At 62.5% G+C, this 22,081-nt stretch carries 19 protein-coding genes; 9 read left to right on the forward strand and 10 right to left on the reverse strand.

From position 1 onward, the window contains the following. Nucleotides 1–97: 97 nt before the first annotated feature. A complete protein-coding gene (locus ACW4QM_RS05510) occupies nucleotides 98–709 on the forward strand; it encodes a helix-turn-helix transcriptional regulator (RefSeq protein ID WP_161128115.1) in 612 nt (203 codons plus the stop codon). A 74-nt stretch (nucleotides 710–783) separates the two neighbouring features. Here ACW4QM_RS05510 and ACW4QM_RS05515 read toward each other — a convergent pair whose 3' ends face one another. Together ACW4QM_RS05515 and guaA are read right to left on the reverse strand one after the other, a co-directional pair. Beyond that, nucleotides 784–1,155 (reverse strand): YxeA family protein, encoded by a 372-nt coding sequence (locus ACW4QM_RS05515; RefSeq protein ID WP_114540066.1) that lies wholly within the window; start codon nucleotides 1,153–1,155, stop codon nucleotides 784–786. A 332-nt stretch (nucleotides 1,156–1,487) separates the two neighbouring features. Next, nucleotides 1,488–2,468, reverse strand: coding sequence for a glutamine-hydrolyzing GMP synthase (gene guaA, locus ACW4QM_RS05520; RefSeq protein WP_114548538.1), 981 nt, complete (start codon nucleotides 2,466–2,468; stop codon nucleotides 1,488–1,490). Between the two features lie 270 nt (nucleotides 2,469–2,738). On the opposite strand from guaA, the gene ACW4QM_RS05525 reads away from it, so the two are divergent. After that, nucleotides 2,739–4,955 carry a cation:proton antiporter gene (locus ACW4QM_RS05525; RefSeq protein WP_161128116.1) on the forward strand — a complete coding sequence of 739 codons (2,217 nt, stop codon included), beginning with the start codon at nucleotides 2,739–2,741 and terminating at the stop codon, nucleotides 4,953–4,955. A 292-nt stretch (nucleotides 4,956–5,247) separates the two neighbouring features. Here ACW4QM_RS05525 and ACW4QM_RS05530 read toward each other — a convergent pair whose 3' ends face one another. After that, nucleotides 5,248–6,546, reverse strand: a complete 1,299-nt coding sequence (locus ACW4QM_RS05530; protein ID WP_302148137.1) for an MFS transporter — start codon at nucleotides 6,544–6,546, stop codon at nucleotides 5,248–5,250. Nucleotides 6,547–6,901: 355 nt separating this feature from the next. Between ACW4QM_RS05530 and ACW4QM_RS05535 the strand changes: the two genes are divergently transcribed. The 3 genes from ACW4QM_RS05535 to ACW4QM_RS05545 all read left to right on the forward strand — a co-directional run bounded on the left by ACW4QM_RS05535 (nucleotide 6,902) and on the right by ACW4QM_RS05545 (nucleotide 10,382). Further along, complete coding sequence (locus tag ACW4QM_RS05535) at nucleotides 6,902–7,231, forward strand: thioredoxin family protein (protein WP_302568548.1); 330 nt, start codon at nucleotides 6,902–6,904, stop codon at nucleotides 7,229–7,231. Further along, on the forward strand, nucleotides 7,231–8,721 hold the full coding sequence (locus ACW4QM_RS05540) for a DUF2252 domain-containing protein (RefSeq protein WP_455798255.1): 1,491 nt from the start codon (nucleotides 7,231–7,233) through the stop codon (nucleotides 8,719–8,721). The genes ACW4QM_RS05535 and ACW4QM_RS05540 overlap by 1 nt, the downstream gene beginning before the upstream one ends. 257 nt (nucleotides 8,722–8,978) lie before the next feature. Then, nucleotides 8,979–10,382, forward strand: coding sequence for a GGDEF domain-containing protein (locus ACW4QM_RS05545; protein ID WP_114548542.1), 1,404 nt, complete (start codon nucleotides 8,979–8,981; stop codon nucleotides 10,380–10,382). A gap of 137 nt (nucleotides 10,383–10,519) precedes the next feature. Here ACW4QM_RS05545 and ACW4QM_RS05550 read toward each other — a convergent pair whose 3' ends face one another. Next, nucleotides 10,520–11,107, reverse strand: a complete 588-nt coding sequence (locus ACW4QM_RS05550) for an LOG family protein (protein WP_181815518.1) — start codon at nucleotides 11,105–11,107, stop codon at nucleotides 10,520–10,522. 334 nt (nucleotides 11,108–11,441) lie between these two features. Here ACW4QM_RS05550 and ACW4QM_RS05555 point away from each other — a divergent pair, with 334 nt between their 5' ends. Further along, nucleotides 11,442–12,464: a VanZ family protein gene (locus ACW4QM_RS05555; RefSeq protein ID WP_114548544.1), complete on the forward strand. Its 1,023-nt coding sequence runs from the start codon at nucleotides 11,442–11,444 to the stop codon at nucleotides 12,462–12,464. Here the strand turns inward: ACW4QM_RS05555 and ACW4QM_RS05560 are convergent. Further along, nucleotides 12,461–12,706 (reverse strand): hypothetical protein, encoded by a 246-nt coding sequence (locus ACW4QM_RS05560; RefSeq protein ID WP_455798256.1) that lies wholly within the window; start codon nucleotides 12,704–12,706, stop codon nucleotides 12,461–12,463. The two genes, ACW4QM_RS05555 and ACW4QM_RS05560, sit on opposite strands and share 4 nt — an antisense overlap. Nucleotides 12,707–12,716: 10 nt before the next feature. Between ACW4QM_RS05560 and ACW4QM_RS05565 the strand changes: the two genes are divergently transcribed. Together ACW4QM_RS05565 and ACW4QM_RS05570 are read left to right on the forward strand one after the other, a co-directional pair. Then, nucleotides 12,717–13,085, forward strand: a complete 369-nt coding sequence (locus tag ACW4QM_RS05565; protein ID WP_206604136.1) for a PLP-dependent aminotransferase family protein — start codon at nucleotides 12,717–12,719, stop codon at nucleotides 13,083–13,085. Between the two features lie 447 nt (nucleotides 13,086–13,532). Then, nucleotides 13,533–14,918: a uracil-xanthine permease family protein gene (locus ACW4QM_RS05570; RefSeq protein ID WP_370798571.1), complete on the forward strand. Its 1,386-nt coding sequence runs from the start codon at nucleotides 13,533–13,535 to the stop codon at nucleotides 14,916–14,918. 154 nt (nucleotides 14,919–15,072) lie between these two features. Here the strand turns inward: ACW4QM_RS05570 and ACW4QM_RS05575 are convergent, their stop codons facing one another. Continuing rightward, nucleotides 15,073–15,438, reverse strand: coding sequence for a DUF488 domain-containing protein (locus ACW4QM_RS05575; protein ID WP_270356921.1), 366 nt, complete (start codon nucleotides 15,436–15,438; stop codon nucleotides 15,073–15,075). A 524-nt stretch (nucleotides 15,439–15,962) separates the two neighbouring features. On the opposite strand from ACW4QM_RS05575, the gene ACW4QM_RS05580 reads away from it, so the two are divergent. Next, nucleotides 15,963–16,532, forward strand: coding sequence for an NAD(P)H-dependent oxidoreductase (locus ACW4QM_RS05580; RefSeq protein WP_114548548.1), 570 nt, complete (start codon nucleotides 15,963–15,965; stop codon nucleotides 16,530–16,532). A gap of 10 nt (nucleotides 16,533–16,542) precedes the next feature. On the opposite strand, the gene ACW4QM_RS05585 is transcribed toward ACW4QM_RS05580, so the two are convergent. From ACW4QM_RS05585 to ACW4QM_RS05600, 4 genes are all read right to left on the reverse strand, one after another. Further along, nucleotides 16,543–17,745 carry an excisionase gene (locus tag ACW4QM_RS05585; RefSeq protein ID WP_157012466.1) on the reverse strand — a complete coding sequence of 401 codons (1,203 nt, stop codon included), beginning with the start codon at nucleotides 17,743–17,745 and terminating at the stop codon, nucleotides 16,543–16,545. A 180-nt stretch (nucleotides 17,746–17,925) separates the two neighbouring features. Further along, nucleotides 17,926–19,401: an MATE family efflux transporter gene (locus ACW4QM_RS05590; protein ID WP_231699531.1), complete on the reverse strand. Its 1,476-nt coding sequence runs from the start codon at nucleotides 19,399–19,401 to the stop codon at nucleotides 17,926–17,928. A gap of 154 nt (nucleotides 19,402–19,555) precedes the next feature. Further along, nucleotides 19,556–20,806, reverse strand: a complete 1,251-nt coding sequence (locus tag ACW4QM_RS05595) for an ATP-binding protein (protein WP_157012467.1) — start codon at nucleotides 20,804–20,806, stop codon at nucleotides 19,556–19,558. 265 nt (nucleotides 20,807–21,071) lie between these two features. Further along, nucleotides 21,072–21,995 carry a LysR family transcriptional regulator gene (locus ACW4QM_RS05600; protein WP_173114761.1) on the reverse strand — a complete coding sequence of 308 codons (924 nt, stop codon included), beginning with the start codon at nucleotides 21,993–21,995 and terminating at the stop codon, nucleotides 21,072–21,074. Nucleotides 21,996–22,081: the final 86 nt, after the last annotated feature.

The following is a 22,081-nucleotide window of genomic DNA, read 5'->3' on the forward strand; positions in this document are numbered from 1 at the left end:
CAGGTGCGTCTGCATCATTTTGCAAGGCTTGTGGGGTATCATTTTGGTGCGCACAAGCGGCGTGGCGCGCCAACGCGCAATCGAAAGGAAGGGATCGATGGAACTGGCTCGGCAGCTGAAGGCTAAGCGGGAGGAACGGGGGCTTTCCCAGGACGAGGTCTCGAAGGCGATCTTCGTGTCGCGCCAGACCATCTCGAATTGGGAGAATGACAAGACCTATCCGGACGTGCAGAGCCTCCTGCTTCTCAGCCAGCTGTTCGAGATCTCCATCGACGAGCTCGTAAGGGGAGACGTGGTCGCCATGCAGCAGGCCATCGCGGAGGACGCGCGCAGGATGAAGCTGCTGTCAATCGGGATGCTGGCCTTCTCGGGGCTGGCCTTCCTCTTTCTGCTTGTCTTCTCGCTTGCATGGCCGGAGCCATCGGGGTTCGCGCGCATGAGCAAGGGGAATCTCGCGGGTGCGGCAACGTTTATCGTGCTCTATGCCATCGGGTTCGCCATGGCCATCGCGGTGGACCGCCTGAAGAAGAAGCACGACGTCGTCACCTATCGGGAAATCGACCGGTTCCTCAAGAGCGGAGTCGTTGGCGAGCCCGATGCGGAAGGTCTCGCCCGCAAGCACCCAGCGCTCGGCGTCGTGGTGAAACTTTTTGCCGGCGTCGCAATCGGCCTGCTACTCGCGGGCCTTTTGCTCACCCTGGAAGGGTAGGCCGCCAATTACACTGATGTATCGGCATAGATTCAGTGTGATTGCTTAATTCTGCAGATGCCGCTTTGCGCTACCTAATCAAGGGCTTCTGCAACCTTGGGCGGAAGCGAATCTTCTGAGATTTCCGACCACCTGACGACCCCGCGAATCGGTTGAAGATCCAGCTTCAAGAAGGCGTTCTGGTGCAGTTCCCGAGAGGCGCCGAATTCAATCTCGGTCTTATCACCCGCCGCGTTGACCGCCTCAAGCTTATATAGGTACGGCTCGCTCGATCCGAGGTTGATGACCCCGCCGCTCGACTCGTTCTCGGAAATATGGGCATTGTCGATCTTTACGTAATAGTCGCCAGCTAAGAATAGATTCGTCATTGAAGCAGCAAGAATAAGGGCTGCCGCCAAACCGCACGTGGCAACTGCAGTGATCGCCATCGTTTTTCCCTTGCCCATGGGTCGCTCCTTTCTGATCTATGGGATGATGATGCCACCTCGACGCTGCAGTCGCCATCGATTCGCCTTACGGCTCTCTAACATCTTCGAAAGATACGGCGATGCGTCTCCTGCGACAATCAGCAAATCCGCTCCGTCGACGTCCTCGCTAAACTTCAAGTGCCGGTGATGCATTCGCCACAGTAAACCCGCCGGCCTCTCGTGGGGATCTGCTGGTGGGTCTTCTTTTGCCTAGAAGACTATGAGACCCTCGGGATGCAAGAAGCGCTCCCTGGCAGGTGCCGAGGAGCGCTTCGGGTTTTGCTGGTCTAATCGTGCGCTGGCGCGGAGTTTTACTCCCACTCGACCGTGCCCACGGGTTTGGGCGTGAGGTCGTAGCAGACGCGGCAGATGCCGGGGACTTCGTGGGTGATGCGGTCGGTCATGCGCTTCAAGAGCGCCCAATCCAGCTCGGGTACCTCGGCGGTCATGACGTCCACGGTGTTGATAGCGCGGATGATGGCCGGCCACTCGTAGGCGCGCACTCCGTCGCGCACGCCGGTGGCGCGCATGTCGGGCACCACGGCGAAGTACTGCCAGGCGCCCACGTTCGCCGCTTCCATTTCCTCGCGGACGATGGCGTCGGCCTCGCGCAGGGCTTCCAGGCGATCGCGGGTGATGGCGCCCAGGCAGCGCACGCCCAAGCCCGGGCCCGGGAAGGGCTGGCGCTCGACCATGTTCTCGGGCAGTCCCAGCTCGCGGCCGACGACGCGCACCTCGTCCTTGTACAGCAGCTTCACGGGCTCCACCAGGTCGAATTGCAAATCCTCCGGCAGGCCGCCGACGTTGTGGTGGGCCTTCACGCCGTCCTTCGATTCCAGAATGTCGGGGTAGATGGTGCCCTGGGCGAGGAAATCAACCTCGTCGCCCACCTTGCGGGCCTCCTCTTCGAACACGCGGATGAACTCGCCGCCGATGATCTTGCGCTTGGTCTCGGGCTCGTCCACGTCAGCCAGAAGGTCCAGGAAGCGGTCGGTGGCGTCCACGTACACCAAATTCGCGTCCATCTGGTTCTGGAACACGTCGATGACCTGCTCGGACTCGCCCTTGCGCATGAGCCCGTGGTTCACGTGCACGCACACGAGGTTCTTCCCGATGGCCTTGATGAGCAGTGCCGCCACCACCGAGGAATCCACGCCGCCGGACAGCGCCAGCAGCACCTTCTTGTCGCCCACCTGCTCGCGAATGGCGGCAACCTGTTCGTCGATGAACGCTTGTGCCAGCTCGGGGGTGGTGATGCGCTCCATGTCGTCGGGGCGAACGTTCTCGTCCATTGAGACCTCCTCGGTTTCAGTGCGGCTTTTCCGATGGCGAAATTATAGCGCACGAAAAGCAGCTAGGCGCTTCTTCCCGAATGGCGCGTCCGGACTCTTCCCCAAGGGCAGATTTGACGGGGCCGTGACGGGGCCGTGACGGGTGCGACGTGACGGTGGGGCAGCGCGTCTCTGCTCGGCATAATGGAGGGCGTCAAGCGTCAATAAGGAAAACGCGAGCAAGCGGGAGGGCAACGCATCGCCCGCATCGGCGAGGGGAAGGAGGCGCGCGTGGCGGTTTTGGAATTGGCGCTCATCGTGCTGGCCTGCGTGATCGGGTCGGCGGTGCTGTGCCAGATCGTGTCGCGGCTGTCGCTGCCGCTTGTGCAAATTGCCGTCGGCGCGGTGGTGGCCCTGGTCGTTCCAGCCGTCCACGACGTGAGCATCTCCTCCGAGTTGTTCCTCGTGCTGTTCATCGCTCCGCTGTTGTTCAACGAGGCCCGCGAGACGAACCCTCGCGACCTGTGGGAGAACAAGGGCTCCATCCTGTCGCTGGCCGTGGGACTCGTGCTGCTCACGGTGCTCGTGGTGGGCTTCGTGCTGAACTGGTTCGTGCCCTCTATCCCGTTGGCTGCCGCCTTCGCCTGCGCCGCCGCCCTGGCCCCCACCGATGCCGCCGCTGTGGGCGCGCTCGCGTCGTCGGTCAGCCTGAAGAGGCGTCAGTGGACACTGCTCTCCGGCGAGTCGCTCATCAACGACGCATCCGGTGTGGTGGCCTTCCAGTTCGCCAGCGCCGCCGCCCTCACCGGCGCCTTCTCGGCTCTCGACGCCGCCGAGGAGTTTGGCCGCCTGTTCCTCGGTGGCATTGCGGCCGGCGTGGTCGTGGGCGTCGTGGGGCTGTACTCCATGCGTGCGCTGCGGCGCGGCGGCTACGAGAGCACCACCATCAATGTGCTCTACGAGGTGTTCTCGCCGTTTTTCGTGTATCTGTTCGCCGAATGGCTCGGCACCTCCGGCATTCTGGCCGTGGTGGCCGCCGGCCTCATCATGGCCGACCGCTCCCAGCGCCTCACCTCCGCTTCCATCGCCCAGCGCCAGCTGGTGTCCCGCAGCTTCTGGCGCATCATCGTGTTCCTCGTCAACTCGGTGGTATTCGTTCTTCTGGGCATGCAGCTGCCCCAGGCCTTCACGCCAGCCATCGCCGACCACTTCTCGCTGCCGTTCCTTTTGGGCGTGGTGGCCCTGGTCACAGCGCTCATCGTGGGGTGCCGCTTCGGGTGGGTGCTCGTCATGGAGGAGGTCTATCGCGTCGGCCGTCGTCGCAGCCGCAGGCGCACGTTGCGGAAGAAGGCGTCGAAGGTGGAAACGGTGGAGACGAACCAGCCTTCGCCCACGCCGCATCTGCGCCATCGCCGTCCCCATTGGCGCGAGCGCATCGGAAGCCTGTTGAAGAACGCGCTGGTGCTTACCGTGGGCGGTTCGAAGGGCGCCGTCACCCTTTCCATCATCTTCACCCTGCCGCTCACGATGCCCGACGGCACGACGCCCTTTCCCGAGCGCGATCTTATCGTGTTCCTCACGGCGAGCGTCATTCTGTGCACGTTGCTTCTAGCCGATGGGCTGCTGCCGCTGCTCTCGCCGCGTGCGGCGGAAGCTTCCAACGAACAGGAGCTGTCTCGCGCTGCCATCCGGGTGCTGGAAGGTACCTTGCGCGAGCTGCAGGCCATGCTGGCCTCCGACGAAAACGCCCAGTACGACCCGGCTTTGCGCCTGACCATCGCTCACTACCGGGTGCGCCTGGCCCGCGCGCGCGAGTCGGTGGACGATACGTGCAGCCAGCAGATCGGCGCTCTGGCGACCCAGGTGCGCGAGGTGCAGGAGAAGGCCGCTGGCGCCATCCACGAGAAGGGCGGCTACGACAACGGCACGCGAGCGCCCTACGACGCCATGCTGCGCGAGGTGCGTCGCTCGCTGGGCTACGACGGCGCCGACGTGAACGTGGGCTCGCGGTTCTCCACCTTGCGCGGCCGGGCGCGGCTTCTGTGGCAGCGCACGAAGCCGTCGGAGGTGGAAAGCGACCAGGACGAGCGCGTCTACTACGATACCTGCCTGTTCGCCATCGAGCTGGAGCATGCGGCCATTGACTATTTGCAGGACGTCGTCGACCAGCACGATGGACGCCAGGCGGCGGCCCAGCTTCTGCTGGAAGAGCATCGCATGGTGTTGAACTCGCTATGGAACCGCATCAATCACGGCCAGGACGTGAAGCAGCAGGATCGCCCCGACATCACGCTGACCCACCACCAGACGCTTCCCGACGGCATGCAGCCCCTGTTCGGGGGCCAGTTCGCCGAGGCCGCCCGCTACGCCGACGAGGTGGACGCCGACGCCCTTTCCATCGAGCTCGACCAAATCCGGCACTTGCAGGATCACGGGGAAATCTCCCTGCCCGTCGCCAACGAGCTGCGCCAACGCGTCTACGTCCTGCAGATGAGCCTGGGGGAGTAGCGTGTTCGGAGGCCGGAAATGCACTCAATGAGTGCAGTACAGGGCAAGAATGCGCACTCAGTGAGTGCAGCAATTTCGCGGATTTCGGAAATCCTTAGGTAAATGCCACTTCGACCCCGTAATGGTCGATGCGCTCGAGGGCCCTCTGCCATTACGGGTCTGAAGTGGCAGAAAAATGCCAGTTGAGGGCAGCTATGGCAGAGGGGGGAAATCCGGCCCTGCCATTTCTGGGTCGAACTGGCATTTCCCCCTCGCTTTCGCGAAAAAGCAGGTAGGGGGTCTCGCCGCGGTGCTACCCCGCATCCAGCGCGCGCACGGACTTCGGGAGGTACAACGCGAGGCCCAGAACCAGGCAGGCCAGGCCGTCTATAATGAAGAACGGGGCGACGCCCATGGCTTCGGCCAGCACGCCACCGATGGCGATGCCTACTGGGGTGGCCAGCCCCATGGCGGCGGTGAGCAAGCCCATGGCGCGGCCCATCTTATCGTCGGGCACGTTGCGTTGGGTGAGCGTCATGGTGGGGCCGTTGAACCAAGCGCAGGCCACGGCCATCACAGCCACCAGCCCGATAAAGGCCGGGAAGGCGTCGGGTGGCAGAAGCCCGCAGACCACGGTGGCCACGCCCACGACCACGGCTGCCACGGCGATGAGCCCCGCGAGGCGCTTGCCGCCGCCCCAAGCGATAAGGATGCCCGACCCCACGAGCATGCCCACCCCGAAGGCCGCCTCGGCGAGGGAGGCTGCATAGCCATCGCCGCCGAAGTGCTGGTAGGTCATGAGCGGGAACACCGCCGACAGCGGCCCGAAGATCATCATGCCGATGGTAACGCCGCCGATCAGCAGCACAAGTCCGCGCGTTTTCGCAATGGCGCGCCAGCCGTCGCGCAAGTTCGCCAGCACGTGCTGCTCCTTCGCCGTTGCGTCTACCACCGTGGGAATCTTCGCCAGGGCCAGACCCAGAACGGCCACGCAGGCACCGGCGAAATCGAGGAACATCACCGAGGAGAACCCGAGGGTGGTGTATAAGAAGATGCCGAAGGCCGGCGCTCCGATGGAGGCGACCGAGGCCAGCAGCTGATCCAGGGTGTTGATGCGCAGCAGGTGCTTGTCGGGCACGAGCATGGGCATGGCCGCCATCATGGCCGGACTGTGGAAGGCTTGGCCCACCGCCCGCGCGATGCAAACGGCGAGCAAAAGCGGAATGGACACATCGCCAGCCAGAATAAGCAGTCCCGCCACCAGTGAGATGATGCCCACGGCTCCGTCGGCTGCGATCATGATGAGCTTGCGGTTGTGCTTGTCGGCCACTATGCCTCCGAAGGGCGAGATGAGTCCGACAGGCAGCATGACGGCTATGTTCATGGCCGCCAGCATAAGGGCGCTGCCGGTGCTCTCGGTGACGTACCACACCACCGCGTAACCGGCGGCGTAACTCGTTATCATGGAGGCAGCCTGACCGGCCCAGATGAACGCAATGATGGCGAGCCAGTTCTTCGGCAGCGACAGGCCGGCGGCACTCAGGGGCGGCGTGGGGGCGGTGTCGGTGCCCTCTTCAGCGACGGTGCGGGAATGCGGGGACAATTCAGTCACGGGAATCTCCTTCGGGATATAGAGGCGATGCGCGGAAAGGGCGGATCCTCTTTAGAGTGCAGTTGCGGATGGGGTTGCGCCAGCGATTTCGAGTTGCAAAGGGCGGCGCGGAGAAAAAACGGCGCAACAAGAAGTTGCCCGCACAGGGCAACCAGACGCTCTCGTTCGCGAGCGATTTCTGTTAGCGCGCCAGCAGTCCCGCCATCAAAACACCTTGCCTTGGTCGATTCCTGTGGCGCCCAGTGTAAGAGAGCATTTTATGCTTGTCAATCCGACTACGATGCGTGGGGGATTCATGCGATGGCATCCTCGCTCGCTATACTGGGCTTGATGCAAGATACGAAAGGGGCGCGGCATGGTGGAACTGACGAAAGAGAATTTCGATGCGCGGGTGACCAATGCGGAAGGAACGGTGCTGGTTGATTTCTGGAGCCCAGGTTGCGGTCCGTGTCGAGCCATGGAGCCCGTGCTGGAAGCCGTGGCCGCGCGCCATCCCGAGACGCGCTTCGCGAAGCTGAACGCGGCGGACTTTCCCGACATCGCCTGGGCCTTCAAAGTGGTAAGCGTGCCCACCCTCGTGCTCTTTCGCGACGGGGTGCCCGTAGACGACATCGTCGGCGCGGTACCCGCCCAGCGCATCGAGGATCTTCTGGCTAAGGGCGGCCGCGAAGGGGGAGGAGCCTGATGGGCAAGAAGGCAGAGGCGCTCCACAAGTCGCTTACCGGGCAAGGGCTGGCGAGCCGCGCGACGGGCTCCTCGCTCGTGCATAAGGTGGCGGGACGCCAGGCGAAGACCCAGGAAGTGCCCGTTCGAGGACCGGATTTCGAGGCGTCCCAGCAAAAGGGGCAGGCCTGTCGGCAAAAGCTGCCTCGCAGCAATCTGGGGAAGTGGGAGGTACGCCCTGGCCGCAGCGAGGCGGTCGATCTCATTTTCCAGCAGGATGCCGATCGGCTGTCTTTCCTCGTGCCCGAGCGCCACCGCCGCATGGCAGCCTCGCCGTTTGCCTTCTTCCGCGGCGCGGCCCTTCCCATGGCCGCCGACCTGTCCACCCTGCCCACCACGGGGCTTTTGGTGCAGGCGTGCGGCGATGCCCATATCGCGAACTTCGGCGGGTACCGCTCTCCAGAGTCGCACCTCGTGTTCGATTTGAACGATTTCGACGAGACCGCCCGCGGTCATTGGGAATGGGATGTGGAGCGCCTGGTGGCCAGCGTCGCCATTTGCGGACGCACGCGCGGCTTCGGCGACAAATGGTGCCGCGAGGCCGTGCGTCTGGCGGCCCAGAGCTACCGGGAGTCCCTGGCATACTTCGCCACGCTGGGATCCTTCGACGTGTGGCGAGCCTACCTCGATGTGGCCGAGGTGCTCCAGGGCCTGGCCGACAAGGTGTCCAAAGCCGATCGGCGTCAGGTGGCCGACGATTTGGAACGGGCCTTCTCCAAGACCAACGAGCGGGCGTTCGAAAAGCTGGTGCGCATGGAAGACGGCCAACCCCAGATGGTCTACGATCCGCCGGATATCGTGCCGCTCAGCCATTTTCTCTCCCTGGACAACCAGCGGCGCGTCCAGCGCAGCCTGGCGCGCATGCTCGACGACTACCGCGCAACGGTGAGGCCGCCCTACCAGGAACTGCTGAAGAACTACCGGCTCATCGGCGCGGCGCAGAAGGTGGTGGGTGTGGGCAGCGTGGGCACCCGCTGCTGGGTGGCGGCGTTCTCGGGCAACCAGATGGCCGACCCGCTGGTGCTCCAAATAAAGGAGGCGAACGCATCGGTGCTCGAGCGGTTCTGCGGGCGGAGTCCCTATCTTTCCCACGGTGAGCGCGTGGTGGCGGGGCAGCGCCTCATGCAGACGACGAGCGGGGTGCTGCTCGGCTGGACCCACGCCCGGGACGAGCGCGGGCGCCGGCGTGACTATTACGTGCGGCAATTGTGGAATTGGAAGATGTCAGTCGACTTGGACCACGCCAGCGCCGATGAGCTGGAGATTTACAGCCAGCTGTGCGCCTGGGTTCTCGCCCGCGCCCATGCCCGCACGGGAGACCGCGTGGCCATGGCCTCTTACCTGGGAACGTCCGACAAGTTCGATACGTCCATGGCGTCGTTCGCGCTGGCCTACGCCGATCAGAACGAGTCCGACTTCGAGCAGTTTCTGAAGCGCATCAAGGCAAGCTGAGCGTGCGGGCGGCGGCAAAGGAACGAGGCGTACGCGGCGTTTCGGCCGGCTGTGCGGCCGTGGCGCATCCTGAAGTGCGTCGGTCCTTTCGGCCCGCGCGGCGCAGGTTGGGAAATTGTTGACAAAACGGTACTCCCTCCAGTCGGTTTCGGGAGGGCTGACAAGGGGCGGAGTGCTATCATAGGGCTCGTCTCGCGCGGACGGCGTCACGGGCCGTCGCTTCGGACGCATGAGGGGCTGAGGAAAAGGAAGGTTCTATGGTGTCTTTGAGCCGCCTCTTTCACAAGACGGAGGAGCTTGATACGAAAACGGCCGCCGTGCCGACTTCGGCCGCGCCGGCTTGCGCTCAGACGGCCGAGGCTAAGACAGCGTCCGTTGAGCTTCCGCAAGAGTTTCTCGACAAATTCCCCGGAGGCATGTTTCGTTACAAAGCGGAGAGCGCCGGTGTGATCGATCGGGCGAGCTCGGGGCTCGTGCGTCTCTTCGGCTGCTCGGACGCCGAGCAGTTCCGCGCGCTTACAGGCAACACGTTCAAAGGCATCGTGCATCCCGACGATTGGGAATGGGTGAGCGCGTCCATCAGCGAGCAAATGGAGCACGGTGACAGCGATTACGTGCGCTATCGCATCATTCGCGCCGACGGCGAGGTGCGTTGGGTGGACGACTGGGGCCATTTGGTGGAAGACGCCTCCGGCGCGCGCTGGTTCTACGCGACGCTTATGGACGCGACCGAGCGCGTGCGCGAGAAGGAAGAGCTGCGGCGGGCGAACGAGCGGCTGGAGATCATCACGGCGCTCTCGAACGACGTGCTCTTCGATATCGAGTGCGGTACGGGCGCGGCCCATGTGTACGGCGATTTCGAGGGCCGTTTCGGCCGGCCTCCCGAGCAGAAGGATTTTGTGGTGAGCCGACGCTGCCAGAAGCCGTGCGAGCTGACCATCACGTCTCATGACCTCACACCGCTCATGGCGCAGATCGGCGAGAACTCGCTTGTCGATTTCGAGACCTCGACGTCGGGCGCCGATGGGGATCCGGTGTGGTACCGCTATCAGTCGGTCGTCCTTTACGATGAGGAGGGTGGTCCGGTGCGCCACGTGGGGCGTCTGCTGGACACGAGTGAGGCGGCCATGCGCGAGAGCCAGTTCCGGCGCAAGGCCGAGCGCGACAGCCTCACGGGGCTTTACAATCGCGCTGCCGCCCTCGACCGCATCGAGACGGCGTTGCGTACCGAGAGCCGTCCTTGCACGCTTATCGTGGTCGATGTGGACGATTTCAAGGCTGTGAACGATTCCTACGGGCACCCCGAGGGCGATTACGTTTTGAAGAGGCTGGCCATCTTCCTGTCCCAGGTCATGCGCAAGGAGGACATCGTGGCCCGCATCGGCGGCGACGAGTTCCTCATCTTCGCTCCGGGACTGGGCTCGGGCCCTGCCGCCGATCGCGTGCTGGAGCATTTGGCCCGCGGGCCCTTTGCCGGTCAGCGCGCTACCGACGAGGTGACCGATACGGCCTATCACGCGGCGCCCACCATCAGCGTGGGCGCGGCCTGCTGCCTTACGCCGCCTATGCCCTTCGATGTGCTCTACGCAGCGGCTGATAGCACGCTGTACCAGGTGAAAGAGGCGGGGAAGGCCCAATATCTGCTGACGGTCATCGGCTAGTGAGTCTCTCTGCGGGCGGGGCTGCCCGGTATTCCGATTCGCTCAGGCAGTCCTCGCTTTGCGAAACAGCCCACTGGGCTGTTTCGGTCGCTGCGGAACTCGCTCGGTCGGAACACCGGACATCCCCTCGTGAGGCTTTACCCGGCTTTCTGCAGCAACGGGCCGTCGCAGCGGATGGTGCGACGCGTGTCCGCCGTGCTCAGAAGGCGTGCCAGCTCTTCCACGGAGCGCGGGAAGTGGCAGCGATCCAGGTCGCACTGGTCGAAAAAGCGGTGCTCGACCATCGATTCCAGAAACGAGCGAAGCGGGTCGTAGAACCCGTCGATATTCAATAGGAAGCACTCGTGCGGCCCCATATCTAGGCGCACGCGGGTGAATATTTCCGAGATTTCCTCGAGCGTGCCCACGCCTCCCGGCAGCGCCACGAACGCGTCGCCCAGCTCGATCATCTTCGCCTTGCGCTCGCCCATGGTGTCGCACACGATAAGCTCGGTCAGGTCGTGCTGGGCGACGCCGGCCTCGATGAAGAAAGCGGGTTCCACGCCGATGACGGGCGCCCCGCCCTCGATAGCGGCGCGCGACACGGCTCCCATGAGCCCGACCGAGCTGCCGCCGTACACAAGGGCGTGCCCCGCGCGGGCGATCCAGGCGCCCAGGTTGCGGGCGGCTTCTTCGAAATGCGGATTGTCGCCGAAGTTCGACCCGCAGTACACGGTGATGTTCATGGCTCTCTCCTCTGCGGTGGGTTTAATCTGTTCGGAGAAAGTCCCAAGCATAGCACCACCCTTGCCCGGGAGCAAATCGATCCGAGGGTGCGGACGGCGTAACGGATGTTGCGGCGACGGTCGCGCGAGACGCCAAATCGCCAAATGCGCGAGCCGCCAAATCGCCAAATGCGCGAGCCGCCAAGCTCCTTTGCCAACGCGTTCCGCGTGGCTTACGGCTCCCATTCACTTCGCTTACTTTGCTGTCACCTTTGCTGCATCGCCTTCGTCTGTCCCCTATGCTGGCATTGCGGACACACGGAGACGGCAGACGAGCAAATTGAGGATGACGAAGATGGGCGCAGTAAAACACTTTCTGGGGAACTACAGCGAAAACTTCGCGGCGGCGCTGGTGCTGTGGCCGGCGCTCTCGTTCTTGCTCACGCTTCCTATTTTGGCCTATCTCTACCATCGCGACGGGCGGCTGCGCTTCGGCACGTTTGTGGGGGCCTACCTTACGGTGCTCTATGTCTGTGGTCTCGGCTGCTTCACGCTGTACCCGCTGCCCTCGGGCGACGCGGGCTTGGGCATCACCTACGGCGTCGCCCCCAACTTCAACCCGATGAACTTCGCGAATGACATTGCGAAAGACGGTTTGAAGGCGGTGTTCCAACTCGCCTTCAACGTGGCGTTCTTCATGCCGCTGGGCTTTATCGCCGGCCGTCTTCTTCGGCTGAAGTTTCTGCCTTCGGTGCTGCTGGGTATGACTGCTTCCCTGCTCATCGAGACGGCCCAGCTCACGGGCTTGTTCGGCATCTACCCGTACGCCTACCGCTGCTGTGATGTGGATGACGTGATCACCAACACGTTGGGCGCCGCTCTCGGCTGGGCGTGCGCATGGCTGCTCGGGCGAGTGGTGCCGCCGGGAAAGCTGGCGAGCGAGGAGCCGACTGATCAGCCCGGATTCGTGCGTCGCTGCGTGGCGCTGTGGATCGATTTAGTCATCGTGTGGCTGGTGGCCGTGGTGCCCTACGGCGTGGTGGCCGTGGGATTCGAGGTGGCCGGTCTTGAGCCGTTTGCCCTGCCGGGCATGACCGCCGGTCAGACAGGTGCCATCCTCATAGATGGTGTGGCCCTGATTGCTCTCGCCGTAGTAGAGGTCGTTATCCCCTGGCTTCACGACGGGTCCACTCCGGGAGGCTCGTTCGTGCGCATGACCTTCGAGACGCATCCCCGCACGACGGGCTACCGTGTGCTGTTCTACGCAGCCCGTTCGGCGACGCTGGCGCTCGCCTTTCTCTGGGTTCCGTGGATGGCGGTTATCCTGTTCGTTTTCTACCTGGTGAAACGGGAGATGCCCTACGATCTGATTCCCTAGGCGCTCTTCCAGAAATCCTGTATGAGGGCCTGGCGGTTCTCGCACTCCGTCTTCTGCAGCAGGCGGTGCACGTACACCTTCACGGTGCTCGGCGCAATGGTGAGCGCCGCTCGATTGCGTTCGCCAACGAAATCGCAGATGAGCAACAAGAAGAAGGTGAGACACGCGCCGCCGATGAGAATGGTGACCACCGACCGTGCGAGGAGGTAGCTCGCGTCGGCCGCCCCACTGCTGGTCAGCACGGCGGCAGCGATGCTGTCCTGCTGCGGCGAGTTCAACGACGCGCTGGCCACCTACATTCTGCAGAATCGCGAGGCCGTGCTCGAGCGCAACCGTGAGATCGTGTTCCGTAATATGGCCATCGCCCAGGAGTGGATCGACAGCGAGCCGCGTGTGACCTGGCAGGCGCCCAAGGGCGTGTCAGTGGCCTACATCCAGTGGGATATTCCCATGGACGACGAGGAGTTCTGCATCAAGCTGCTGAAGGAAGAGGGCGTGCTGCTCGTGCCCGGCAACCGCTTCGAGCTCCCCGGCGGCGCGCGTCTGGGCTACTGCGCGCCCGAACCGGTGCTGCGCGAGGGCCTCGCGCGTCTCGGCCGAGCCCTGCGTCAGTTCGACTAGCCACCTTTGTGCTCGCCGTGGCTGGTCGGGTCGATGCGGCCAGTGCGCGATGGTCGCCATTTCACTTCCTCCGAAACGTCTGCCTTAACCTTCGTTTCCGGAGCTGACGATTGGGGCCGCCCCTCCTATCTCGGGGCGGCCCTTTGTGCAAAATAGGGTACTTCTCGTAGTCTTTCGAGCGAAAAGCTGGGAATTATGCAGATACCACCTGGGGAAACGCTTGGGAAGAGACGGGAAGGCCCGCGAGAAATTACGAGAAGTGCCCGGTTTTGCTCATTTCAACGAAAGAGGCGGCTCTTAACATGAGAGCGCCGGGCGGTTTGCGGGGCGCTTGGCCCCTTCGCGGGCGCGAAACCCAGTGGCAACGGAAGCCGTGCCATAATGGGCGGCGACCGATTCCCGCGATGATTCGAGGTTTCCGTGAGCGATCCCAAGACCGTGCCCACCATGGGCGCCCCCGATGCGTCCGATGCCGTCTACGATGCCCGTACATTGGGTGCGCCGAAGATGACCGTCTTCGGCATCCAGCACATGTTCGCCATGTTCGGCGCCACCATCTTGGTGCCGACGCTTACCGGGCTCTCGGTTTCGGCCACGTTGCTGTTCGCGGGCTTGGGCACGCTGCTGTTCCATTTCCTTGCGAAGGGGAAAGTGCCGGCGTTCCTCGGATCGTCGTTTGCGTTCATTGCGGGGTACGCGGCCATCGCGCCCAACGGGGAAGCGCACCTTCTACCCTATGCTTGCCTGGGCGTGGCCTGCGCGGGGCTTTTGTACTTGGTGGTGTCGGCGCTGTTCAAGGCGTTCGGTCCGCAGCGCATCATGCGGTTCTTTCCGCCGGTGGTCACGGGCCCCATCGTCATCTGCATCGGGCTTATTCTGGCAAGCTCGGCCATTGCCAACTGCGAGACGAACTGGCCTATCGCGCTCGTGGCTATCATCATTATCGTCATTAGCAACATCTGGGGCCGCGGCATGATCCGCATCATTCCCATCCTTCTCGGTGTTGTGGGCTCCTATCTGGCCGCGGCCATCGGGGGCATCGTCGATTTTACGCCGGTGGTCGAGGCGCCTTGGATCGGTTTGCCGGTGCTGTGGGACAACACGGTGTTCGCACTGTTCGGCCCCAGCTTCGACGCGGGGCTTGCCATCACGGCCATCATCACCATCATGCCCTTGGCCTTCGCCACCATCATCGAGCACATCGGCGACATGTCGGCCATCAGCTCTACCTGCAATCGCAATTTCATCGCCGAGCCGGGGCTGCACCGCACGCTGCTCGGCGACGGCCTGGCCACTATCGTGGCGTCGCTGTTCGGCGCGCCGGCTAACACCACCTACGGCGAGAACACCGGCGTGCTCGCCCTCACCCGTGTCTTCGACCCGCGCGTGGTGCGCATCGCCGCTGGGTTCGCCATTTTGCTGTCGTTCTGCCCGAAGTTCGCGGCGGTCATCTCCTGCATGCCGGCGTGCGTGATCGGCGGCGTGTCGCTGGTGCTGTACGGCATGATCTCGGCGGTGGGCATCCGCAACCTCGTGGAGAACCACGTGGACTTCATGCTGAGCCGCAACGTGCTGATCACGGCGCTCATCTTGGTGCTCTCGCTCGGCATCGCCTACAGCGCCGCTGGTGCTATCACTTTCGAGGTGGGCGGCGTGACGGTGGCGCTCTCGGGCTTGGCCGTGGGTTCGGTGGTGGGCATCGTGCTGAACATCATCCTGCCGGGCAAGGCCGACTTCGACGCCTGGGACGGAGGCCTCGCCGCCGAGGCCGAAGCCGACGACGTGCCCCTGCCCCTGGAGGCGGAAGTGACCAACCTGCCCATTCGGGAGTAAATCGCCTGTCCCCTTGTGCCGTTGTCCCGTAGGGGGCGACCTTGGTCGCCCCTCTCAACCAGCGCAATCTTCCTTTGCCGGGACATGAGGGCAGACCAAGATCTGCCCTTACGGAGGGGTGCGAAGCAGACGCAAGATAAAGGGGGTGCTTTTGCTATTCGTGCTCGGGGAGCCACTTCTGAAGGACGACGGCCTCGTTCTCCTTCTCGTCGCGAGCGGCGTATATCAGGGTGACGCGTGGGTATTTGGCCATTTCGGGGCTGGCCAGCTTCTTCGCGAACTTTAGCGCCTCGGGGTTCGCGTTCAGCTCCGCCACGTACTTTTCTTGGAAGGTGGCCCAATGGGCCGGGTCGTGCCCGAAAGCCTTCCGCAATTCCGTCGAGGGCGCAAGGAACTTCGCCCATTCGTCGTAATGTACCCGGGCCTTGGTGAGGCCGCGGGGCCACAGCCGATCGACGAGCACCCGGTACCCGTCGCTTTCTTCGTAAGGTTCGTACACGCGCTTGATGGCTATCTTCATGAGAACGCCTCCTTGGGGCATGGTAGATAATGAGCAGGACACAGTAAGCTCACCTGCGATTATCGTGCGCCATGCCCATCGTCGGCACCTGGCGCGTCTCCTGTAAGCAAAGCGCCCCTGCCTCGTTACGAAGCAGGGGCGCTTCCCGAGGGTTGATTCGACTTTGCCTGTAGTGCGCGCGAGTCGCAGGGTGCCAATCTGGCAAGTTTTCGGCGTTGTTCGACGTATTTCGCACCCCGGAGGTTCAAGTAGCTGCGAGGTCTTCCTCCAGGTATGTTTCCGACCTGGGAAAACGTAGTGCAGGCCATAATGCGTATCCCTTGCTGCGTCCCCTGATGTCGAAAACCGCCGAAAACTTGCCAGATTTGCCGATTGTTTTTGCGCGGATGCCCTGCGAACGTCTCCTGAGGCATCCGAATGAGGGTGTCTGACGCTGCGGATGTCGATTCGTGGCTGAAGGTGGCGCGAGGTGAGTGGCGGCTCGCGGTACAATGGCGTCGTTCAATGGGAAAAGGAGGAACGCCATGACCGTGCTGTTCGTGAATGCCTGCCTGCGCGGAGACGAGTCGCGCACGCTTACGCTGTGCCGCGAGTATCTGGAAGGTATCGAGGACGTGAAGGAAGTGAACCTGTCCGAGATGCGCCTCGAGCCCTACTACGGCGACTCGGCGGCCTATCGCGCCCAGTTGGAGGCCAAGGGCCTGTTCGACGACCCCATGTTCGACATTGGCAAGGACTTCGCCGAGGCGGATGAGATCGTCATCGGCGCTCCCTACTGGGATCTGTCGTTCCCGGCAGCGCTGAAGATATACATCGAGCACGCGGCCGTTATGGGCATGACCTTCCACTACACGGAGGAGGGACGCTGCGAGGGGTTGTGCCGCGCCAAGCACCTCACCTACATCACCACGGGCGGCGGTCAGGTGAGCGCCATGAACTACGGCTACGAGTACCTCTGCGGCATCGCCAGCATGTTCGGCATTCCCGAGACGCGCTTCGCCGCCGCCGAAAACTTGGACGTGGTGGGCGCCGATATCGAGGCGAACCTGAATGAGGCTCGCAAGGTGCTCAGCCGTCTGAAGGCGACGCGGTAGGGAAGAGACGCTATCGCGCGATGCGAGTGAGCAGATCCACCTTGCTGCGGACAGCGTCGACGATAGTGGCCACGCGTCGCTCGGGAATATTGGGATTCTGGGAGAGGATCGCGCCCACTTCCTCGGGGTAGCCGTCCAGCATGACCGGGTCGAACCAGTCGAAATAGCCGTCGAACAGGCGCAGCTGGTCGACCGGCTTCATGCCGTTCATTTTGAAGGGCTTGGCCATATACAGGAAATCGCCGGGCACTTCCAGGAACTCCGCGTCGGACCACAAGCACGATCCGGAGTCGAACACCGGCGCGATGCCCGTCACCTCAAGCGTCTCCACGTTGCGGATGATGCCGAAGTTGCGGTAGTGACGGTCGCGGTTGGCCAGCACGAAGTCGCCGGCGAACATCTTGGCCAGCGAGGTCATGGTGGCGTCGGCGTCAAGCCCCAGATCCTCCAGGTGCTTCACGTAGAAGCGCAGATCGGACAAGTTGTTCGGCTGTTTCACGTTGCGGATGACGTCCCAGGCGGCCACCAGTTCCTCGTCGGGCCCCAGCAGGTTCGGGCAGGCAGAGTACACCCGGCGTCCGTCCTCGAACAGCGTATAGGGAGTGAACTCGCCGGGTTCCATCAACCGACGGTGCAACGCCGTAGCGGCCACCTCGTTGTAGGGCTCCTGATTCACGAAGCCCACTCCTGACTTCAGCAGCACGCGCTCGCCGTTTACGATCTTCCACTTCTTCAGAAGGTCGCCTCCCAAGGTGCTGTTGGGGGAGGACAGGCTTACCGTGCGGTAGTCCGGCGCATCGGGGGAAGACCCCGCTAAGTCCTGGCCCAAGGTGAGAAATCCCAGGTCATCAGAGAAGTCGTTGTCGAAGAAGTTGACGGCGTCCCACGAGGCGGGATCGTCCTCGTCGTTCAGCCAGTAGCGGTCGGAAAGCGACAGCCCGAAGCTCTTCTCGGCGAGCACCAGCGTGCTTTCCAGCTGCAGGTTCTCCAGAAGACGTTTGACATGCGCACGGGAAGCAGGGATGGCGCGGTGGCGCCACCAGTAGTTCAACTCGGCCTTGGAAATGTCGCCCCGGCGATCGACGAACCCGAACGGCGCCGCCTCGGGGGCGAACACCTCGCGGATGCGCACGGCCTTGTGGTCACCCAGGTCGTAGTCGAACGACAACACGGGCGTGTTTTTGTTCATGAGCACGTAATGGGCAAGGGTCACGAGGTTCACCGCCTTTCGGAGCATGGGGCGCCGCGACTTGGGACGCGGGACGTTGGGGCTGAGGGTTCGGCGTTGAGCCCATTATACGGGAAACCGTCGACCTATGCCGACCTACGCCGCTGCGGGTTCGATGGGGCGCGACCGTCCCACGCCGCTACGGATCCAATGGGGCACGCCGTCCTACGCAGCCGCAGGCTCAATAGACCGGTAGCAGCGGCGGCGCACGATGAAATAGGAGACGAGCATGGCCACGATCATGAACGACCAGGTGACCGGATAAATCACCATAAGGGTGTCCCAGGTGCCCGAAAGCGGGAACACCCAGGTCACCAGCGCCACGCGCAGCACGCAGGAACCGAGGATGGTGATGACCGCCGGCAGGGTGGACCAGCCCATGCCCCGCATGGCGCCGGCGGGCACTTCGTAGAAGGTGGTCAGGCAGTCAGGCAGCTCCACGAACCACAGTCGCACGAGACCGAAGCTGAGGGCGGCCGCGTCTGTGGTGAACAGCCCTAGCGCCCGGGTGCCCAACGCCGTGAACGTCACGCCCAAAATAAGCGACGAGGTGAACCCGAACAGTACGCACCAGCGGAAGATGGCCCGGCAGCGGTCGGCGTTCTTCGCGGCGAAGTTCTGGCCGGTAAAGGTGACGGCGGTCTGACCGAAGGCGTTCACAAAGAAGTAGGTGTAGTACTCGAAGTTCAACGTGGCCGCCGAGCCCGCGATGGCCGCCGAGCCGAAGCCGTTAATGGTCGCCTGAACGACGGTGTTGGAAAGCGAGAACACGGCGCCCTGAATGCCGGCGGGAATGCCGATGCGCAGGATGCCGGCCAGCTCGGGGCCGCAGATGCGCAGCTCGCGCAGGTGCAGGCGGAAGGGGCCTTCCTCGCGCATAAGGAACGCCACCACGATGACGGCGCTCAGGGCAGCGGCGATGACGGTGGCGATGCCGATGCCGGCGGTGCCCCAGCCGAACAGGCGCACGAAGGCGAGGTCGAGGACGAAGTTCACCACGACGGCGGCAGCGAGGGCGTACAGCGGCCGTTTCGCATCGCCGTGGGCCCGCAGTAGCGCCGACCCGAAGTTGTAGATGGTGAGAAACGGGATGGCGCAGAAGTAAAGCCGCACATAGGTGAGCGCGTCGGCGAGGGAGTCTTCGGGCATGCCGATGGCATCTAGCACCCAGGGGGCCAGGGCGAGCCCCGCCCCGCCCAGGACCACCCCGGCGATGAGTGAGAGCGCCATGGCCGTGTGGACGCTCTTCTTGATGCTGTGGAACTCGCCGGCACCCACATGCATGGCCACCACCACGTTGGCGCCGATGGAGAGCCCCACGAACAGGTTCACGAACATAGCCGTCACCGGGTTCACGCCGCCGATGCCCGCGAGCGAGAAGCTGCTGACGAACTGTCCGGCAATGGAGGCATCCGCCGAGTTCAGCAACTGCTGGAGGATGCTGCTCAGCGCCAGGGGAATGGCGAACCGCAGAATCTTGCCCGGCAAGGGGCCGTTGAGCATATCGATGCCGTTGTCGCGCTTATCGCGTCGATTTCGCTTAGGGCGGGTGGCCGGGCTGTTTGACTTGTCGAGCTCGTCGCGCCCATCGGGCCGACGCGCGTCCCTCTCATCCGATATGTCTCGCTGCAAAGATTCCATAACGAGCGAATCATAACGCGGCCGCCACGGCCGCGCCCCACGATTATGCCATCGGCGTGCGAGACGGCTGCAATGGGATTGTGACCGTTGAGCTGCTCGTTGCGAGGAGGATGCGGTTTGGTGTTACAGAGAAATATCGAAGGGCTTTCTCCCGCTAGTTTCTCTCGTAGCGGACGGAGCGGCCTTCGCCGACCTTAGTTACGAGTCCTTTCTCAACCAATGCATTCAGAGTTCTGATAGCCTTGCTTTTCGATAGCTGCGTCTTTTCGCTTATCTGGGATCGTGTGAGAGCAGAGCCCTTGGCGAGCACGGCAAGTATGGCTTCCTCGTCGAGTGTTACGTTCTCAAGCACTGTCACGGGAAGCATCACCGTAATCGAGCTATCGCGCAGAGCGAAAGAGGGCGATACTGTTTCATGGGCGTATTCGTCCAGGATGCGCGGGATGCCCGTACCGAACCGTTCTATATGTCCCAGTCGAAAGAAAACGTTCGCAAGGATTGGGTTGCGAGCCACTGAAGGGCCTCCTGCGAGGTAGAGCTCCTCTGTGATTCCGGCAGGCAGTCCTCCTGGCGAGGTTATTTCAATGCGATCGGCAAACATGCCCACTTTTATGTTGGCGCGAACGTCCCAGCAACGGTGGACAAGCGCATTGGCGATAGCCTCCCGAAAAGCCTCCCGCGGTACGAGCGTCTTCGCTATGCGCTCGAATCCGACGATTTCTTCGTAGGCGTAGTAGGTGTCGAACACTTCTAGCGTGCGTTGCATCTGCTCAAGAACCGACATGTGCTCGAACGTGTGCCGGGCGTTGATGATGTTGATGCTCTCGCCGAAGCGCGCAATATCAATGCCAGGGAAATGATTGCTATCGGCGAGAAGGGCGGCCGCGTTGCAGTATTCGCCGGAAGGTGTCATAAGCTCAAGCGAAATAAGGGAATTTTGATCGAGGGGTTTGAGCCCCAGTTTGGAGGCGAGCTCCTTCTCGAGATGGCCAAATGCGAGGTCCTGCTCTTTTGCGACGAGGGCGTCGAAGCTGACATGCTCACCCGTCAAGACGAGCCTGCCGTACTCAAGGCGGCTCACTTCGACGGTTGAGGTGTCGGCTCTACGATAGGCGCGTCCAGAGAAAAGATAGGGTTTGTCGGGGCCTTCATGCACCGTTAGTGTGACTGTTCTTGTGTCCTCTTCGATGGACAGCTCGAAACGAGGCACTGGATCGATCGAGTCGTTAATCGCATGTTCGACGCGAAGGCAGGTGTCTTGCGGATCGGTCAATCCGACGGGCGTGCCGTCGTCTGCGATGCCGAAAATGATCTTCCCCGTGCCGTAGTTGGCATAGGCGCTGACGGTCTTCAGGTAGCTTTTCGACAGCTGCTGCTTAAACTCGAGAGTGGTTGTTTCGCGCATAGTGTCCGCCTTTTCGTCGCATCGTTGCAGACATTATGCAACGAAAACAATTTTCGTTTCAAGTGATTGCAACGAAAACAGGCAATTTGTGCCTATCGTCGCAGGGCGCGGGGCGTTTCGATGTCGTGATAAAAGGCGCCAGTCTTCCTCCTATAATCCGAAATGTCGTAAGAAACTGGGAGTTTATTGCGACATTTTCAAAAGAGTTACGCGCCACCTGCCTGAGTAACTTATCAGTTTTATGTCTAGCGCATTCAGTTAGCGCTTAGCTCGCAAGTCCGTTTTCCTTTCTGCAAGCCTCCATGCACTCGAGAACGATGGCTGCACCTTCACGAACCCAATCGCTGGCGTCAGCTGAATACGTGAGAGAGGTGGGCATGCCGAAGGGCTTTCCGTCGAGCTCTTCGAAGAGCACCACGTCGGCGCGGTCGGCGAACCAGTGGCGGTTTTCGGACAGCCCGCAAATATGCAGCCCATCGCCGTAGGTGGCGAAGGCCAGACCGCTCATGCCGTTGATAGGCTGCAGGCTGAAGTGCAGATCCAGATTGTCACCCAGCATGCGCTCGTAAAGATAGCGGATGCGGTCGTAATTGTGGGCATCGTTGATGATGATGGACGCGCCACTAAGGTCGTTGCGCGAAAGAGCGGGCCTGCTTGCCAAAGGGTTCGACGCCATCATGCTGATACTCATGCGGAAGGCCAAGCATGTTCTCGTTACCAGGTCGAGGGCGCTCGCTTCCTTTACGAGCGAGGCGAAAGGCGTGTAGTCGTAATCGAGCACGATGTCGGCCGTGCCATTGACGATGGGCTGGAAGATGGGATCCCGGTAATCGTGCTCGACGAAAGCAAAGGGCACGGATAGGCGCTCTTTGAGCTTGGCTGCGAACGAGGGCGTTGGATATTGAACAGCGATGCGAAGAGTGGCGTCGGGATCGCCCATCTCTCGGCACCGTGCCAGCGCCTCGTCGAGTCCGTCCAGCAGCGTTCGGGCGCCGTCGAGGAAAACGGCCCCTTTGTCGGTGAGTCGGTTGCCCGCTTTCCGATCGATGAGCGAAAAGCCCACGTCGCTTTCGAGCGCAGCAATATGGGTGCTTAGCGTTGATTGGGCGATGAACAACTCTTTGGCGGCTTCGGTGAAGCTTAAGTGGCGAGAGAAGACGACGAACTCTCGCAAGTACTCGGTTCTCATAGCGGACCTCCTCCCTTGCTTTTTGCATTATCGCATGTTGCGCAAAGCAGGAGCACGACGTCCGAGACGACGATATCGGATTTCAC

Source organism: Adlercreutzia sp. CNCM I-6207, from assembly GCF_977072305.1.